General features: G+C 67.9%; 12 protein-coding genes and 2 pseudogenes. All 14 read right to left on the reverse strand.

Annotation, left to right across the window (positions count from 1 at the left end; translation table 11 throughout):
• Positions 1-17: 17 nt before the first annotated feature.
• Positions 18-5,405, reverse strand: a pseudogene (locus AC57B8_RS18870) (Ig-like domain-containing protein); the annotation flags it as partial.
• 195 nt (positions 5,406-5,600) lie between these two features.
• Positions 5,601-5,798 (reverse strand): annotated as a pseudogene (gene thmT / locus AC57B8_RS18875) (2-hydroxymuconate tautomerase); the annotation flags it as partial.
• 33 nt (positions 5,799-5,831) lie between these two features.
• Complete coding sequence (gene dmpH / locus AC57B8_RS18880) at positions 5,832-6,620, reverse strand: 2-oxo-3-hexenedioate decarboxylase (protein ID WP_369645208.1); 789 nt, start codon at positions 6,618-6,620, stop codon at positions 5,832-5,834.
• Positions 6,617-7,690: a 4-hydroxy-2-oxovalerate aldolase gene (gene dmpG / locus AC57B8_RS18885; protein WP_496480409.1), complete on the reverse strand. Its 1,074-nt coding sequence runs from the start codon at positions 7,688-7,690 to the stop codon at positions 6,617-6,619. The genes dmpH and dmpG overlap by 4 nt, the downstream gene beginning before the upstream one ends.
• Before the next feature lie 10 nt (positions 7,691-7,700).
• Positions 7,701-8,630, reverse strand: a complete 930-nt coding sequence (locus tag AC57B8_RS18890) for an acetaldehyde dehydrogenase (acetylating) (protein ID WP_496480410.1) — start codon at positions 8,628-8,630, stop codon at positions 7,701-7,703.
• Between the two features lie 13 nt (positions 8,631-8,643).
• Positions 8,644-9,426 carry a 2-oxopent-4-enoate hydratase gene (dmpE, locus tag AC57B8_RS18895; protein ID WP_496480411.1) on the reverse strand — a complete coding sequence of 261 codons (783 nt, stop codon included), beginning with the start codon at positions 9,424-9,426 and terminating at the stop codon, positions 8,644-8,646.
• Between the two features lie 33 nt (positions 9,427-9,459).
• Positions 9,460-10,296 carry an alpha/beta fold hydrolase gene (locus AC57B8_RS18900; RefSeq protein ID WP_496480412.1) on the reverse strand — a complete coding sequence of 279 codons (837 nt, stop codon included), beginning with the start codon at positions 10,294-10,296 and terminating at the stop codon, positions 9,460-9,462.
• Positions 10,297-10,306: 10 nt separating this feature from the next.
• Entirely contained in the window at positions 10,307-11,761 is a 1,455-nt protein-coding gene (locus tag AC57B8_RS18905) for a 2-hydroxymuconic semialdehyde dehydrogenase (protein ID WP_496480413.1), read from the reverse strand.
• A 13-nt stretch (positions 11,762-11,774) separates the two neighbouring features.
• Positions 11,775-12,707: a catechol 2,3-dioxygenase gene (locus AC57B8_RS18910; RefSeq protein WP_070062785.1), complete on the reverse strand. Its 933-nt coding sequence runs from the start codon at positions 12,705-12,707 to the stop codon at positions 11,775-11,777.
• 31 nt (positions 12,708-12,738) lie between these two features.
• A complete protein-coding gene (locus tag AC57B8_RS18915) occupies positions 12,739-13,083 on the reverse strand; it encodes a 2Fe-2S iron-sulfur cluster binding domain-containing protein (protein ID WP_159279343.1) in 345 nt (114 codons plus the stop codon).
• 13 nt (positions 13,084-13,096) lie between these two features.
• On the reverse strand, positions 13,097-14,155 hold the full coding sequence (locus tag AC57B8_RS18920) for an NADH:ubiquinone reductase (Na(+)-transporting) subunit F (protein WP_496480414.1): 1,059 nt from the start codon (positions 14,153-14,155) through the stop codon (positions 13,097-13,099).
• An 18-nt stretch (positions 14,156-14,173) separates the two neighbouring features.
• A complete protein-coding gene (locus AC57B8_RS18925) occupies positions 14,174-14,536 on the reverse strand; it encodes a phenol hydroxylase subunit P4 (RefSeq protein WP_369645214.1) in 363 nt (120 codons plus the stop codon).
• Between the two features lie 95 nt (positions 14,537-14,631).
• Positions 14,632-16,215 carry an aromatic/alkene/methane monooxygenase hydroxylase/oxygenase subunit alpha gene (locus tag AC57B8_RS18930; RefSeq protein WP_496480415.1) on the reverse strand — a complete coding sequence of 528 codons (1,584 nt, stop codon included), beginning with the start codon at positions 16,213-16,215 and terminating at the stop codon, positions 14,632-14,634.
• A 37-nt stretch (positions 16,216-16,252) separates the two neighbouring features.
• Positions 16,253-16,549 carry an MmoB/DmpM family protein gene (locus tag AC57B8_RS18935; RefSeq protein WP_174250302.1) on the reverse strand — a complete coding sequence of 99 codons (297 nt, stop codon included), beginning with the start codon at positions 16,547-16,549 and terminating at the stop codon, positions 16,253-16,255.
• Positions 16,550-16,575 lie beyond the last annotated feature (26 nt).

The following is a 16,575-nucleotide window of genomic DNA, read 5'->3' on the forward strand; positions in this document are numbered from 1 at the left end:
GGCACGGTGTCGACCACGAAGTTCCAGATGCCGGTGGGTTGGCTGGTCTGGCCCACGGGGTTGGTGGCGGTGGCGGTGATGTTGTGCGTGCCATCGGCCAGGTTGGCTTCGGGCGTGAAGCTCCACTTGCCCGAGGCGTCGGCCACGACTTCACCGATCTTGGTGCCGTTGTCGTAGATCTTGACGGTGGTGCCCGCTTGCGCCGTGCCGATGATGGTCGGCTTGGCGTCGTCGGTCACATCGCCCTTTTGCAGCATGCCCGTGTGGATGCCCACGTCGTCCTGCACGTTCTGGATCACCGGCGCGCTCGGCGGCACGCTGTCCAGGATCACGGTGTACGACGCGCTCGGTGCGGTCGCATTGCCTGCGGGGTCCACTTCGATCGCGGTGAACTCGTTGCGGCCTTCCAGCAGCGGCGTCGTCACTTGCAGCGTCCACTTGCCGTCGGCGCCCACGGTCGCCTCGCCCAGCTTGTGGTTGCCCGTGCTGTCCTTGACCATCACGATGATGGTGTCGCCGGCCGTGCCCGTGCCGCTGATCGCGGGACGGCTGTCGTCGGTCGTCGAGCCCGAGGCCACGTTGCCTTGCACCAGGCCCACGTCGTCGGCCACGCCGGTGATGGCCAGCTTGCTGGCGTCCGGCGGCGTGTAGTCGGTCGTCACCACGAACTCGGCCGAAGGCGCGCTCGTGTTGCCGGCCTTGTCGGTCGCCGTCACGGTGAACTTGTGTTCGCCTTCTGCCAGCGGCGTGGTGGGCGTGTAGACCCAGTTGCCGCTCGCGTCGGCCACGACCGTGCCCAGCACGGCGCCGTTGTCCTTGATCGTCACGGTGCTGCCGGCTTCGGCCTTGCCCGACAGCGTGGGCGACGGGTCGTCCGTCACGCCGCCGTTGACCAATGCGCCTTGCTTGGCACCCACGTCGTCCATGGCCGAATCGATGCTCGGCGCGGTGGGTGCCACGGTGTCCACAGTGAAGTTGAAGGCCTTGGTCGGCTCGCTCACGTTGCCAGCCTTGTCGGTGGCGGTGGCGGTGATGGCGTGCGCGCCCTGGCCCAGGTCGGCCGCAGGCGTGAAGCTCCACGAACCGTCGGCCTTGACCACGGTCTCGCCCAGCAGCGTGGCGCCGTCGTACACCTTGATGGTGCTTCCGGCCTTGCCCGTGCCCTGGATCTCGGGCTTCGTGTCGTCGGTGCTGCCGTTGGCGGCGATCGGGCCCTTCACGGTGCCCTGATCGTCCACCAGCTTGCTGATCGAGACTTCCACCTTCGAGGTGTCCACGGTGATGTCCAGCGCCGGGCCCTTGCCGCTGCTGTTGCCAGCGGGGTCAATCACTTCCGTGCTCAGCGAGTGCGCACCGTCGCCCAGCGGTGTCGTGGGCGTGATGCTCCAGTTGCCGTTCTCGTCGGCCACGGCTTCGCCGATCTTGGTGTCGCCGTCGTACAGGTTCACGGTCGCACCCGGCTCGGCCTTGCCCTTGAATTCGGGCTTGTTGTCGTCGGTCGTGTCGCCGCTGGTCAGGGTGCCTTGCTTGGCGCCCACGTCGTCGATCACTTCCAGGCCCGTCACCTGGCCCGGGGCCTTGGTGTCGATCACGAAGTTCCAGATGCCCGTCGCATCGCTGGTCTGGCCCACCGGGTTGGTGGCCGTCGCGGTGATGTTGTGCGTACCGTCAGCCAGGTTGGCCGTCGGCGTGAAGCTCCACTGGCCCGAAGCGTCGGCCACGGTTTCGCCCAGCAGCTTCGTGCCGTCGTAGACCTTGATGGTGTTGCCCGCTTGCGCCGTGCCGATGATGGTCGGTCGGGCGTCGTCGGTGACCTGGCCCTTCTGCAGCATGCCTTGGAGCACGCCCACGTCGTCCTGCACGTTCTGGATCACCGGCACGCTCGGCGGCACGCTGTCCAGGATCACGGTGTACGGTGCGCTCGGCGCGGTCGCATTGCCCGCCGGGTCCACTTCGATCGCGGTGAATTCGTTGTTGCCCTGCAGCAGCGGCGTGCTGGCCTGCAGCGTCCACTTGCCGTCGGCGCCCACGGTCGCGCGGCCCAGCTCACGGCTGCCCGTGCTGTCCTTGACCATCACGATGATGGTGTCGCCGGCCGTGCCGGTGCCGCTGATGACCGGACGGCTGTCGTCGGTCTTCTCGCCCGGGGCCACGTTGCCTTGCACCAGGCCCACGTCGTCGGCCACGCCGGTGATCGCCAGCTTGCTGGGGTCCGGCGGCGTGTAGTCGGTGGTCAACACGAACTCGGCCGAAGGCGCGCTCGTGTTGCCCGCCTTGTCGGTGGCGCTGACGGTGAATTTGTGCTCGCCTTCATTGAGCGGCGTGGTGGGCGTGTAGCTCCAGTTGCCTTCGGCGTCGGCCACGACCTTGCCCAGGAAGGCGCCGTTGTCGTTGATGGTCACGGTGCTGCCCGCTTCGGCCTTGCCCGAGAGCGTGGGCGACGGGTCGTCCGTCACGCCGCCGTTGACCAATGCACCCTGCTTGGCGCCCACGTCGTCCAGCGCCGATTCGATGCTCGGCGCGGCCGGCGGCACGGTGTCCACGGTGAAGTTGAACGGCTTGGTCGGCTCGCTCGTGTTGCCGGCCTTGTCGGTCGCGGTCACGGTGATGCCGTGTGCGCCGTCGGACAGGGCCGTGCCGGGCGTGAAGCTCCACGAGCCGTCGGGCTTGACCGTCGTCTCGCCCAGCAGGGTCGCGCCGTCGTACACCTTGATGGTGCTGCCGGCCTTGCCCGTGCCCTGGATTTCGGGGCGCGCGTCGTCGGTGTTGCCGTTGGGGGCGATGGCGCCCTGGATCGTGCCCTGGTCGTCCATCACCTTGCCGATGGCCACCGTGGCGGGAATGGCGTCCACCACCACATTCAGCGCATCGCCCTGGCCGCTGCTGTTGCCGGCCTGGTCGACCACCTCGGTGGTGAAGGCGTGGTCGCCGCTGGTCAGCGGCGTGGTGGGCGTGAAGCTCCAGTCGCCGTTCTCGTCCACCAGCGCTTCGCCGATCTTGTTGCCGTTGTCGTACACGTTCACGGTGGCGCCCGGCTCGGCCTTGCCGCTGAAGGTCGGGAGGTCGTCGTCGGTGGTTTCGCCGTCCTTCAGCGCGCCCACCTTGCCACCCACGTCGTCGGTCACGACGAGGTCGGTGACCTGCCCCGGCGGCGTGGCGTCGACCACGAAGTTCCAGACGCCGGTGGCGTCGCTGGTCTGGCCCACGGGGTTGGTGGCCGTGGCGGTGATGTTGTGCGTGCCGTCGGCCAGGTTGGCTTCAGGCGTGAAGCTCCACTTGCCATTGGCGTCGGCCACGGTCTGGCCCAGCAGCTTCGTGCCGTCGTAGACCTTGATGGTGTTGCCGGCCTGCGCGGTGCCGATGATGGTCGGTTTGGCGTCGTCGGTCACGTCGCCCTTCTGCAGCATGCCCTGGTGCGGGCCCACGTCGTCCTGCACGTTCTGGATCACGGGCACGCTCGGCGGCACGCTGTCCAGGATCACGGTGTAGGGCGCGGTGGGCGCGGTGTGGTTGCCCGTGGGGTCCATCTCGATGGCGGTGAACTCGTTCTTGCCTTGCAGGAGCGGCGTGCTCACCTGCAGCGTCCACTTGCCGTCGGCGTCCACGATGGCGCGGCCGAGCTCGCGGCTGCCCGTGCTGTCCTTGACCATCACGATGATGGTGTCGCCGGTCGTGCCGGTGCCGCTGAGCAGCGGACGGCTGTCGTCGGTCTTGCCGCCCGAGGCCACGTTGCCCGTGACTTCGCCCACGTCGTCGGCCACGCCCGTGATGGCCAGCTTGCTGGCATCGGGCGGGGTCACGTCGATCTCGAAATCGAAGGGGTCGGAGGGCTTGCTCTCGTTGCCGGCCGGGTCGCGCGCGATGACGGTGATGGAATGGTCGCCCTCCTTCAGGTCGGTCGACGGCGTGAAGGTCCAGGCGCCGTTCTCGTCCACTTCGGTGGTGCCGATCACGGTGTCACCGTCCTTGATGACGATGGTGTCACCCGGCGTGCCTTCGCCATGGAACTCGGGCTGGCGGTCGTCGGTGACGCCACCCGGGGTGATGGGGCCCTGGTACTCGCCCATGTTGTCGTTGGCGCCGCCCACCTGGGGCTGCGCGGGCGGGGTGATGTCGACGACGAAATCGAACGGGTCGGAGGGCTCGCTCTCGTTGCCCGCGGGGTCGCGCTCGACGATGGTGATGGAGTGCTCGCCCTCGCTCAGGTCGGTCGGCGGCGTGAAGGTCCACACGCCGTCCCCGTTCACTTCGACGCGGCCGATTTCCTTGCCGTGGTCCTGCACGATGATGGTGTCGCCCGGGGTGCCCTGGCCGTTGAACTCGGGACGCTGGTCGTCCGTCGCGCCGCCCGGGGGCACGCGGCCCTTGATGGGGCCCACGTCGTCGATGACGGCGCCGGGGCCTTCGCTGCTGCCGCCGTCCCACTCGGGCTTGGGCTGCGGGGTGGTGTCGACGGCGAACTCGAACGGGTCCGAAGGCTCGCCTTCACGGCCGGCCGGATCGCTCTCGGTGATGGTGATGGAATGGTTGCCCTCGCTCAGGTCCTTCGGTGGCGTGAAGTGCCACGCGCCGTTGCCGTCCACGAGGGTCTTGCCGATTTCTTTGCCGTTGTCGTACATGGTGATGGTATTGCCGGGGGTGCCGGTTCCGAAAAAATCAGGTCGCGTGTCGTCGGTCTGGCCGCCGGGTTGGATCTGGCCCTTGATGGGACCGACGTCGTCGTAGGCACCGCCAATGCCGTCGAAGCCGGGCTTGCCGGGAGGACGCACGTCGGGCGGGGGCATCACGGGCGGAAGGCTGGGCGCGGTATCACCGTCGCTGCCGCTGGCCGCGGCAATGGCGCCGAGACCGAGCGCGGCCAGGCCGCCGGTCATCAGCAGGGGCAGCATGCCGCCGAAGAAATCGTTGCCACCGGCCGCTTCGGTGCCGGCCAGGTACGGCGCACCCGGGCCGTACGAATCGCCACCCAGCGCCACGGGCGCCGACTGGCCTTCGGCCAGCGCGTAGATGTCGCCCGCGCCATCGGTGCGCGCATACGCATACAGCTGGCCGTCCTCGGCCACGCCATACAGGCCCACGGGTTCCGATTGCGCGTAGTAGCCCTCGAGCACCAGGCCCGGGCTCGTCTCGCCTTCGAGCGTGATCTGCAGGTCGTTGCCCACGCGCGTGAGCGTCACGTTCTCGGGCGCAAAACCGTCGTCGCCCTTGAGCAGGTACTTCGCGCCCTTCTGGACCTTGATGCGGACCGGCGCCTTGCCGTTCGTTGTCGCTTCCACCGTGTGATCGATGTTCCTGCCGTTGCTGTTGACGACGACCTTCGTCTTCTTCGTTGCCATGTGATTCCTAGTGCTTGCTGAATGAAAAACGGGACCGCAGTGGCACGCGCACGCGCGGCGCCAACTCATACGGTTTGTTGACCGATGACTTTAGGAAGACGGTCCCGTTCCATCCATCGGACGAGTCCGAAAGCGGGTGCGGCAAACATAGGCACAGGGCGAAACTGTGAACAAAGCCCCCAGGAGTTCGTACAAAGCACAAGGCCCTCGCGAGTCAGCGACTCGCAAGGGCCTTGAAGAAGACAGCGCCGCAGCGCGAAGCGGTCAGCGTCCGAGGTCTTTGGCGGACACGCCGCCGATGCCCCAGTTTTCCTTGGGCATGTCGTGCAGCCACACGCGCACGTTCTCCTTCGGCGCGTCGACGGCCTCGACGATGGCGCGGGTCACTTTCTCGATCAGCGCGCGCTTCTGTTCTTCGGTGCGGCCTTCGATGAGGTAGATCTGTGCAAAGGGCATTCGTGTACTCCTGCTGTGTGCTTCAGTGCTTGATGCAGATCAGACGAAGCGCAGGCCCACGCTGCCCATGCCCTGCACCTTCAGCGTGACGGCATCGCCCGCCTGCACGGCCACGGCCTCGGTGATGCCGCCCGAAAGAATCAGCGTGCCCGCCGGAATCTCCTCGCCGCGCGCGCCCAGGTGGTTGGCCAGCATCGCGATCGCCGCGGCCGGGTGGCCGAGCACGGCGGCGCCCGCGCCGAAGGCCACGGGCTGGCCGTTCTTTTCGAGCACGATGCCGACGGTGCGCAGGTCGACCTCGCTCGCGGGCACGGCGCGACCGCCCACCACGAAGCGCGAGGCCGAGGTGTTGTCGGCCACCACGCTCTTCAGGTCGAACTTGAAGTCGCGGTAGCGGCTGTCGATCACCTCGATGCCCGGCAGCACGAAGTCGGTGGCCGCGAGCACGGCGCCGATGTGGCAGCCCGGGCCGCTGAGCGCGCGCTTCGTGACGAACGCGATCTCGGGCTCGACCTTCGGGTGGATGAGCTCGCTCACCTTGCACTCGCCGCCCTCGGGCAGCGCGTAGTTGTCGGCCATGAAGCCGAAGACCGGCGTGGTCACGCCCATCTGCTTCATCTTGGCGTGCGAGGTGAGCCCGGCCTTCAGCCCGATGATGCGGTGGCCGCGCGCGAGCTTGCGGCGGCGGATCTCGTTCTGGATGGCGTAGGCGTCGTCCCAGTCCATCTCGGGATGTTCGTCGGTGATCTTGGGCGTGTCGCGCGCTTCCAGCTCGCAGGTCTCCAGGTGCTCGGCGAGCGCGGCGATGGTGTCTTGGCTGAGCTTCATGCCGCCACTCCTTCCTGTTGCTGCTGCACGGCCTGGCGTGCGCGGGCCAGCGTGATGGCCGTGTCTTCGATCCTGTCTTCCTGCCCGCCGACCATGCCGCGCCGCCCCAGCTCCACCAGGATCTCGCGCGCGGGCACGCCGTACTTCTTCTCGGCGCGCTTGGCGAACAGCAGGAAGCTCGAGTACACGCCCGCGTAGCCCAGCGTGAGCGAGTCGCGGTCGACGCGGATCATGTGGTCCATGATCGGCACGACGCGGTCCTCGGCCACGTCCTGGATGCGGAACACATCGACACCGGTCTCGATGCCCATGCGGTCGCACACCGCCACGAACACCTCCATCGGCGTGTTGCCCGCGCCCGCGCCCAGGCCCGCTGCTGCGGCGTCGATGCGGTTGGCGCCGGCCGCGACGGCCGCGACCGAGTTGGCCACGCCCATCGCGAGGTTGTGGTGGCCGTGAAAGCCCAGCTCGGTGTCGGCATGGAGCGCCGCGCGCACCGCGCCGATGCGCGCCGTGACATCGTCAGGCAGCATGTAGCCGGCCGAGTCGGTCACGTAGATGCAGTTGGCGCCGTAGCCTTCCATGAGCAATGCCTGGCGCACCAGCGTCTCGGGCGAGGCCATGTGGGCCATCATGAGAAAGCCCACCGTGTCCATGCCGAGCCGGCGCGCCATGGTGATGTGCTGCTCGGACACGTCGGCCTCGGTGCAGTGCGTGGCCACGCGCACGGTGTGCACACCCAGGCCGTGCGCCATGCGCAGGTGGTCCACGGTGCCGATGCCGGGAATCAAGAGCGCCGACACCTTGGCCTGCTTCATCAGCGGAATCACGGCGCCCAGGTACGCCTCGTCGGAATGCGCGGGAAAGCCGTAGTTGACCGAGCTGCCGCCCAGGCCGTCGCCGTGCGTCACTTCGATCAGCGGCACGCCCGCTTCGTCGAGCCCGCTGGCGATGTGCGTCATCTGTTCGAGCGTCATCAGGTGGCGCTTGGGGTGCATGCCGTCGCGCAGTGTCATGTCGTGCAGGGTGACGCGGCGGCCCTTCAGATTCGTGTTCGTCGTGGTGGTCATGGGTGTGCTCCTAGGCCACGGCGGGCTCGGGTTGCGGGAGGCTGGCGAGCATCGCTTCGGCGAACATTTCGGCCGTGCGCGCCGCGGCGGCGGTCATGATGTCGAGGTTGCCGGCGTACTTGGGCAGGTAGTCACCCAAGCCTTCGACCTCCAGGTAGATCGACACGCGGTTGCCGTCGAACACCGGCCCGTTTACGAGCTTGTAGCCCGGCACGTACTTGCGCACCTCGGCGATCATCTCGTGCACCGAGGCCGTGATGCGCGCCTCGTCGGGCGGGCCTTCGGTGAGGCAGTGCACCGTGTCGCGCATGATCAGCGGCGGCTCGGCCGGGTTGACGATGATGATCGCCTTGCCCTTGGCAGCGCCGCCCACGCGCTCAACCGCACCGGCCGTGGTGCGCGTGAACTCGTCGATGTTCTTGCGCGTGCCCGGGCCGACCGAACGGCTCGACACGGTGGCCACGATCTCGCCGTAGGCCACGGGCTGCACGCGCGACACCGCCGCCACCATCGGGATGGTGGCCTGCCCGCCGCAGGTGACCATGTTGACGTTGGCCGGCCGTGCACCGCTTTCCATCAGCAGGCTCTTCAAGTTGACCGGCGGCACGCAGAACGGACCGATGGCCGCCGGCGTGAGGTCGATCATCAGCACGCCCAGCGCGTTGAGCTTGGCGCTGTTCTCGGCATGCACGTAGGCGCTGGTGGCGTCGAACGCGATCTGCACGCCGTCGGCCTGCACATGCGGCAAGAGACCGTCCACGCCCTCGGCCGTGGTCTTCAGGCCCATCTCGCGGGCGCGCTTCAGGCCGTCGGACTCGGGGTCGATGCCCACCATCCACACGGGTTCGAGCACCGGGCTGCGCTGCAGCTTGGCGAGCAGGTCGGTGCCGATGTTGCCGGGGCCGATCAGCGCGCACTTGATCTTCGTTGCGGTCGTCATGGGGTTGTCTCCTTCAATGGAAGCGCACCGAGCAGCCGCCGAGGCCGCCGATCGAGACGCGGAAGTTGTCGCCGGCCTTGGCGGGGAACATCGCGGCGAGCGCGCCCGACAAAATCACCTCGCCCGCCTTGAGCCCGATGCCCAGCGCACCGAGCGTGTTGGCCAGCCAGGCGACCGCGTTCACCGGCGAGCCGAGCGCGGCGGCGCCCGCGCCGGTGGCGATGATTTCGCCGTTCTTCTCGAGCACCATGCCGCAGGTGGCCAGGTCGATGCGGCGCGGATCGACCGCGTGGTCGCCGAGCACGAACACGCCGCACGAGGCGTTGTCGGCCACGGTGTCGGCGATCTGGATCTTCCAGTCGCGGATGCGCGAATCGACGATCTCGAAGCAGGGCATCACGCACTCGGTGGCGGCCAGCACGTCGGCGTTGCCGATGCCGGGACCCATGAGGTCGCGCTTGAGCAGGAAGGCGATCTCGCCCTCGGCCTTGGGCTGGATGAGCGTGGTGCTGTCGATCGACTCGCCCTCGCCGACGACCATGCCGTCGAGCAGGTAGCCGAAGTCGGGCTGGAACACGCCCAGCATGTTCATCACGGCGCGCGAGGTCACGCCGATCTTCTTGCCGACGACGCGCTCGCCGGCTTCGAGGCGGCGCGCGATCATGCGCTGCTGGATGCCGTAGGCGTCGGCGATGGTGATGCCTTCGTGCCGGCTGGTGAGCGGCTCCACGACGCTGCGCTCGCGCAGCGCGTCGTAGAGCTCGTCGCCGAGCCGCTGGATGAGGGTGGGGTCCATGGGGGGTCTTTCCTTTGCTCTGTCTCGGGTGAATCAATCAATCGGTCGATCGGCTTCGTTCAGGAAGTCGCCGACCAGGCGGGCGAAGCGCGCGCTGTGCTCGATCTGCGTCCAGTGGCCGCAGCGGCCGAACACATGCAGCTGGCTGCGGGGAATCCACTGGCTCAGCGTGAGCGAGGTGGCCAGCGGGATCACCTGGTCTTCGCGGCCGTGGATCAGCAGCGTCTCGTGCGGCAGCGCACGAATGGCGGCCTCCGGGCTCGCCATGGCATCGACCCAGCGCTGGCGCGGCGCCGGGAACATCGCGCCGAAGGTCTCCTGGAAGCCGGGCCGCGTGCTGGCCTCGTAGCGCAGCTGCGCGAGCTCGTCGGTGACGAGCGTGCGGTCGAACGCGAACACGTCCATGATCCGGCGCATGTTCGCGAACGAGGGCGTGTAGCCCCACACCGCATCGAGCCCCGGCGTGATCGCGAAGGGCACGCCCACGCTGCCCATGAGCACCAGCCGGCGCACACGGTGCGGCGCGCGGATGGCGAGTGCCAGCGCCAGCGCACCGCCGAAGGAGTTGCCCACCACGTCGGCGCGTTCGATGTCGAGCGCGTCGAGCAGGTCGAGCGCCTGCTGCACCCAGGCGTCCATCGTGTAGCCCGCGCCGGGCACGCGCTCGGTGAAACCGAAGCCGGCCATGTCGGGCGCGATCACGCGGCGCGTCTGCGCGAGCACCGGCAGCACCAGCCGCCAGTTGGCCCACGCACTCACGCCCGGGCCCGAGCCGTGGATGAAGAGCACCGGCGCGCCCTCGCCCAGGTCGTGGACGTTGGTATGGAAGGCGCCCGTGCGGATGCTGTTCGCGATTTCGGGGTTGCTCACCGCCGGGCCCTCACAGCTTGATGCAGACGTTGCGAAGTTCTGTGTAGAACTCGAGCGAATGCACGCCGCCTTCGCGGCCGATGCCCGACGACTTGGCACCGCCGAAGGCCGTGCGCAAATCGCGCAGGAACCAGCTGTTGACCCAGCAGATGCCGACCTGCACCTGCTTGGCCACGCGGTGCGCGCGGCCCAGGTTCTCGGTCCACACGGTGGTCGCCAGGCCGTAGTCGGTGGCGTTGGCCAGCGCGATGGCTTCTTCCTCGGTGTCGAAGGGCGCGATGTGGCAGCAGGGGCCGAAGATTTCCTCGCGGATCACCGAGGCCGTCTCGGGCAGGCCGGTCCAGATGGTGGGCTGCACCCAGTGGCCCTCGGCCAGCGCGCCGGGCATCGACGGCACGCCGCCGCCGGTGACGACGGTGGCGCCTTCCTTCACGGCCTTCGCGTAGTACGACAGCACCTTCTGCTGGTGCTCGCGCGAGATCAGCGGGCCGATGCCCACGCCGGCCTCTTCCGACGGGCCCGGCTTCAGCGCCTCGGCCCTGACCTTGAGCGCCGCGACGAACTTGTCGAAGATCGGCCGCTGCACATAGACACGCTCGGTGCCCAGGCACACCTGGCCGCAGTTCTCGAAGGCCGAGCGCGTGATGCCGGCCACGGCCTTGTCGAAATCGGCGTCGGCGAACACGATGCCGGCGTTCTTGCCGCCCAGCTCGAAGGACACGGGCCGCACGCCCTTGGCGGCCGCCCCCATGATGGCCTCGCCGGTGCGCGTCTCGCCGGTGAAGGTGATGCCGTCCACGCCCGGGTGCGTGGTGAGGAACTCGCCGGCCGAGTCGGGCCCGAAGCCGTGCACCACGTTGTAGACGCCCGGCGGAATGCCGACCGCGTTCATCACCTCGCCCAGCAGCGTGGCGGTGGCCGGCGTTTCTTCCGAAGGCTTGACCACCACCGTGTTGCCGCAGGCCAGCGCGGGCCCGACCTTCCAGGTCATGAGCAGCAGGGGCAGGTTCCACGGGCACACGACGCCGATCACGCCCAGCGGCGAGCGCACGGCGTAGTTCAGCGCCTGCCCGCCGTCGGGCGTGGCCATCTCGAAGCTCTCGGTGGGCACGTTCTTCACGATGTCAGCAAACACCTTGAAGTTGGCGGCGCCGCGCGGGATGTCGACGTGCGAGGCCAGCGCGTGCGGCTTGCCGGTGTCGGCCATCTCGGCGGCCAGGAAGTCGTCGAAGCGCCGGTTGATCTCGTCGGCCACGGCATGCAGCAGCTCGACGCGGCGCGCGACGCTCATGCGGCCCCACTCGCCGTTCAGTGCCGCACGTGCGGCGCGCACGGCCGCATCGACCTCGCCGCGGCCGGCCTCGTGCACCTTGCCGATGACGCGGTTGTCCACCGGCGCGCGGTTGTCGAAGGTCTTCGTCGTGGCGACGAACTCGCCGCCGATGAAGTTCATGAACTGTTTCATCGCACCGTCTCCTTCAGGTCACCACGCTCAGGAAGTTCTCGTTGAGCTTGCGGTCGTGATAGAAGATCGCGCGCCCGAGTTCGTCGTCGGTCCACACCAGCGGCGGCTTGTCGGGGTAGAAGATGTAGCCGCCCGAGAACACCTCGTTGCGATTGCCGCTCGGGTCGAAGAAGTAGATGGTCTCGCCGCGCGTGATGCCGTGGCGCGTGGGGCCGATGTCCAGCGACACGCGCTTCTTGGTGATGATGTCGGCCGCCTTGAGCACCTCGCCCCAGTTGTCGAGCAGGAACGACGCGTGGTGGAACTTGTTCTTCTCGGGGTGGCGGATGAAGGCGATGTCGTGCGGCTTGGTCGAGCAGGTGAGAAAGGCCGCGATGTACATGCGCTCGGGGCCGGCCACCACGCTCTCGGCCAGCTGGAAGCCCAGCACCTCGGTGAACAGTTTCATGGTGCCGTCCAGGTCGTCGCCGTACAGCAGGCAGTGGTCGAAGCGCGAGGGCGCCATGCCCTTGAGGTCATCGGGATAGACCTCGGGGTTTTCATACGGCATGCCGTTGCCGACCTTCTCCTTCTCGGCGAAGAGCTCGATGGCATGGCCGGTGGGCACGGTGAAGCGAAAGCGCTGGCCGGTGCGCAGGTGCTCGCCGGCTTCGATCCACTGCATGTCGGTGGCCAGGCCGCTGGCCTTCAGGTCGGCGGCGAGCTTGTCGAGCGTGGCGGGCGAATCGACGCGAAAGCCCATGAAGTCCATGCCGGCCTCGTCGGCTTCGCGCAGCACGACGCTGTGGTGGTCGTGCTCGTCCCAGGCCTTGAGGTAGATGCGGCCCTGCGCATCGCGCCCGGTTTCGATCAGGCCCAGCACGTCGCGGTAGTGCGTGAGGGCGGCCCCGAGGTCGAGCACGCGCAGTTGCACGTGTCCGGGGCGAATGACGCCAGTGAGTGCCATGGAAGTCTCCTTTGGTGGGTGAGGGAAAGGTTCAGGTGGGGGAACGGGGAACGGCGGGCTGCGACGCGGCCAGGCGCCGCTCGATGCAGCGCGCCAGCTTCTCGACGGCGCGCAGGGCCAGGTCGCTCTGCGGGTACGCGCGGCACGCCAGCACGTAGCCCTGGGCTTCTTCTTCGGCGCTGACGTGGCAGCGGCTCATGCGCTCGCGGCGCACGGCGCCCGACTCGATGCGCACCTTGCACACGCCGCAGCCGCCGCCGCGGCAGCCGACCGGGATGCCCTTGCGGCCAAGCTGCTCCATGCCGCCGAGCAGGGTCTGGTCGGCGCGGCACACGTAGTGCTCGTGGGTGTTGCCGATGGCGACGGAAAAGCGCATGACGGGCTCCACGTCACAGTGCCTTGAACAGCGGGCTGCGCGGTGCTGCAGAGGCCGCATCGGCGGCGGTGAAGAATTTCTCGGTGTAGATGTCGCGCTCGAACAGGCGGCCCTGCATCAGCGTGGCGATGCAGGCCTCGGTCATCGGCGGCGGTCCGCACAGGTAGGCCTTGTGGCCGCGGAAGTCGTTCGCGAAGTGGGCCTTCAGCGCCTCGTGCGCAAAGCCGCGCGCCCCATGCCAGTCGCTGTCGGCCGGCAGGTCGGACAGCACGGGCACGTAGGTGAAGTTGGGGTGCCGCTCGGCGAGCTGCTCGAAGAGCTCGCGGTAGTACAGCTCTTCGGTGTTGCGTGCGCCCTGCACCAGCGTGATCGGCAAGGTGCAGCCTTCGGCCAGCAGGTCGAGCACCATCGACTTCGGGCTCGACAGGCCCGAGCCGCCGGCCACGAAGATCATCGGCAGGCCGGCCGACTTGCGCACGAAGAAGCGGCCATTGGGCGCGGTGAAGCGCAGACGCTGGCCCACCTGCAGTTCGTCGTGCAGCCAGCCGGTGGCGCGGCCGTTGGGCACGCGGCGGATGTGCAGCTCGACCAGGTGGTCGTCGGGTGCGTTGGCGATCGAGAAGGCGCGTGCGCCCTCCACGCCCGGCACGTGCAGCATCACGTACTGGCCGGCCTGGAACGGCGCCGGCCGGTCGGTGCGCAGCCACAGGCCGCGGATGGTGGGCGTGAGCATGCGGGCCTCGACCAGCTCGGCGTCGAAGTCTTCCAGCGGCAGGAACTGCGCGTCGGGGTCTTCGTCGATCTCGGCCTCGATGACCAGGTCGGCCTGCGCCATCGCGCAGCACGCGAGGATCTTGCCGTCGTCGCGCTCGAAGTCCATGAGCGCGAAGTTGGACGCGTCGCCGTGCTCGCACTCGCCTTCGAGCACCTGCACCTTGCAGGTGCCGCACACGCCGTGGCCGCAGGCGTGGGGCAGCCATACGCCGGCGCGCAGGCAGGCATCGAGCACGGTCTGCCCGTCGCGCGCCGCCACGGCCTGGCCGAGCGGCTCGATCATGATCTGGAAGCTCATGGCAAGGCCCTCCCGTGCTCAGCTGAACGAGCCGCCGATGCCCGTGAGCCCGGGCGTGCGAAAGCGCAGCGCCGACTTGTGGACCAGGCCGTTGTCGGCCAGCGACTTCGACGCGTCGGGCGCGAAGGGCTTGCCGGAGTCGAACCATTCGACCTTCGACCAGTCGACCTTTTCGAAGTCGGGGTGGCTGCCGTACACGCCGGGCAGCACGTCGCTGACGAGCGCGCCGAAGGGCATGGCCGCGGGCAGCGGCAGGCACACGGGGGCGCAGAAGAGCAGGTGGTCTTCCCAGCCGATGTAGAGCAGGCGGTTGCCATGGAAGCGGTCTTCGCTGTCCATGACGGTGCCGGTGTAGCCGGGGGCGAGTGCAACAACAGACATGTCGGTCTCCTTGTTTCGGGGTGAGCGCCGCCCACGCCGTGCGTTGGGCACGGCGGGAGCGCGGGGGTCGATGAGGGGTGGTGGGGCCTGGGTGCTCAGGCCACCTTGGGCTCGGCCGTCGACAGGTCCTGCCCTGTCCAGCGTTCCCAGTTGGCCTTGTCGGGCGAGGTGTTGAACTCGCCGTTGTCGGCGCCGACGTTGATGTGGTAGTAGTCGAGCACGGCCGCCAGCGGGTTGAAGCCTTCCACCGTCGGGTCGGTGCCCTCGGGGAAGCAGTTGCCCTGGTAGATCTGGTGCACCGGCAGCCAGGCCTGCACGTACTTCTCGGGCTCGCCGTCGAACACGTCCTTGCAGCCGTCGGAGCAGAAGTGGTACTTCATGCCGTGGTAGCTGCTCTCGCGGTAGCAGATCTTGGTGGGGTCGTCGGGCTCGGTGAAGGCCATCGGGATCTGGCAGGTCTGGCACAGCATGGGCAGCGTGTTGTTGAACCAGCGCTTGCCCTGCTTCTCCTGTTCGGCCAGCCACTCGAAGCGCGGGCGGTACAGGCTGTCGAAGGTCTCGGGGTACTTCTCGGCCAGCCAGCTCATCTCGTCGGGCTTGGGTGCCCAGACGTTGAAGTTGGCGGCATGGCCGTAGTTGTTGAAGATGGCCCAGGCCTCGTGCGAGATGCGGCTCTTTTCCTTCGAGGCCACCTCGTGGTACTTGGGCATGCGGATGCCGTAGCGCGCGAGGTCCTCGAACAGCGCGCCGCCGTTCTTCTCGAAGTACATCTCCCAGGCCTCGGACCAGCTCATGACGCGCTTGGGCAGCATGTAGTCCATCATCATCGCCACCAGCGTGAGCAGGCGGTAGCCGCGCCAGAACCACTTGTCGACCCACTTCTGCACGATGGGCACGTTGTCCGGGTCCTGCTCGAGGATGAACTTCACCACCTCCAGGCCCAGCGTCATGTGACGCGACTCGTCGCTCTGCGCCGAGAAGCCGAAGGTGACGGTGGCCATGTCGCCGTTGTAGGCGGCGCCGCTCATGAAGGGCATGAACAGCAGGTTGGTCAGCACGTACTCGAAGGAGAACGAGATGGCGGTGATGAACTCGAAGGGCCCCGCGCTCATCGCATCTTCGAAGTAGCTCTTGGGCACCGACAGATACCACACGCGGTCGTGCATGTGCTGCGGGTCGTGCAGGCCGTGGAAGTACTTGTTGAAGTGGCTGATGGTGTGGAACTGCGTCTGCGCATGGCGCAGCTCGTCGATCGACTGCATCTGGCAGGCCACGCGCGCGCCCACGCCGCGCAGCGAACGCCCGGCCATGGCATAGCCGCGGTGCGCCGCGTACTCCAGCGGCGAGACGCCGGTGAGGAACAGCTTGAGCGTGTTCAGGTAGCGCGGGTCGCTGATGTTGAACTGGCCGTTGTTCTGCTGGAATGCATCGATGATGGCGTAGAGTTTTTTCTCCTTCTCGCCCTGGAACTTCCAGTAGGCGTCCATCGTGAGGCGGAACGGGTCTTCCCACTTATCCCAATCGTGGATCTTGATGCCCTCGAACTTGTCGAACGGGAACACGTCGTCCATCGACTGGTAGGTGGTCTCCCAGCCGAGGCCGCGCGTCATCATGGCGTAGCGTTCCTTCAGGCCGAGGCGCGGGGTCGTGGGGGTCTTTGCTGCTGCTTGGGTGGTCATGGCGTGGTCCTTGGTCGTGGTCCGGTGAGGCCTGGGCTCAGGCGCCCCAGTGGAGGGTGAATTCGTCATCCGTCTCTTCGATGCTTCCGGACAGCGAGATCAGGCTCAGGTGCAGTTCCTGCAGGTCCCAGCGGCGCCCGACCAGGGCTTCGACGCTCTCGCGACGGATCACGAGGCGGCCGGGCGCGTCGATCTTCACCATCGCGGGGTACTCGGTGACGGTGGCCCCGGGGTTGTCGGCCACGATGGCCTCGACGATGGCGCGCGCGGCCTCGCCGGTCTGCAGGGCAATGAAGACGGGCGGGCGGGACACTTCGGCGGTGGCGGTGGTCATGGGTGGTCTCCTTGGTTCGATCGGTT

It is taken from the genome of Variovorax sp. BGA-UO-ETr-C22 (assembly GCF_059567965.1).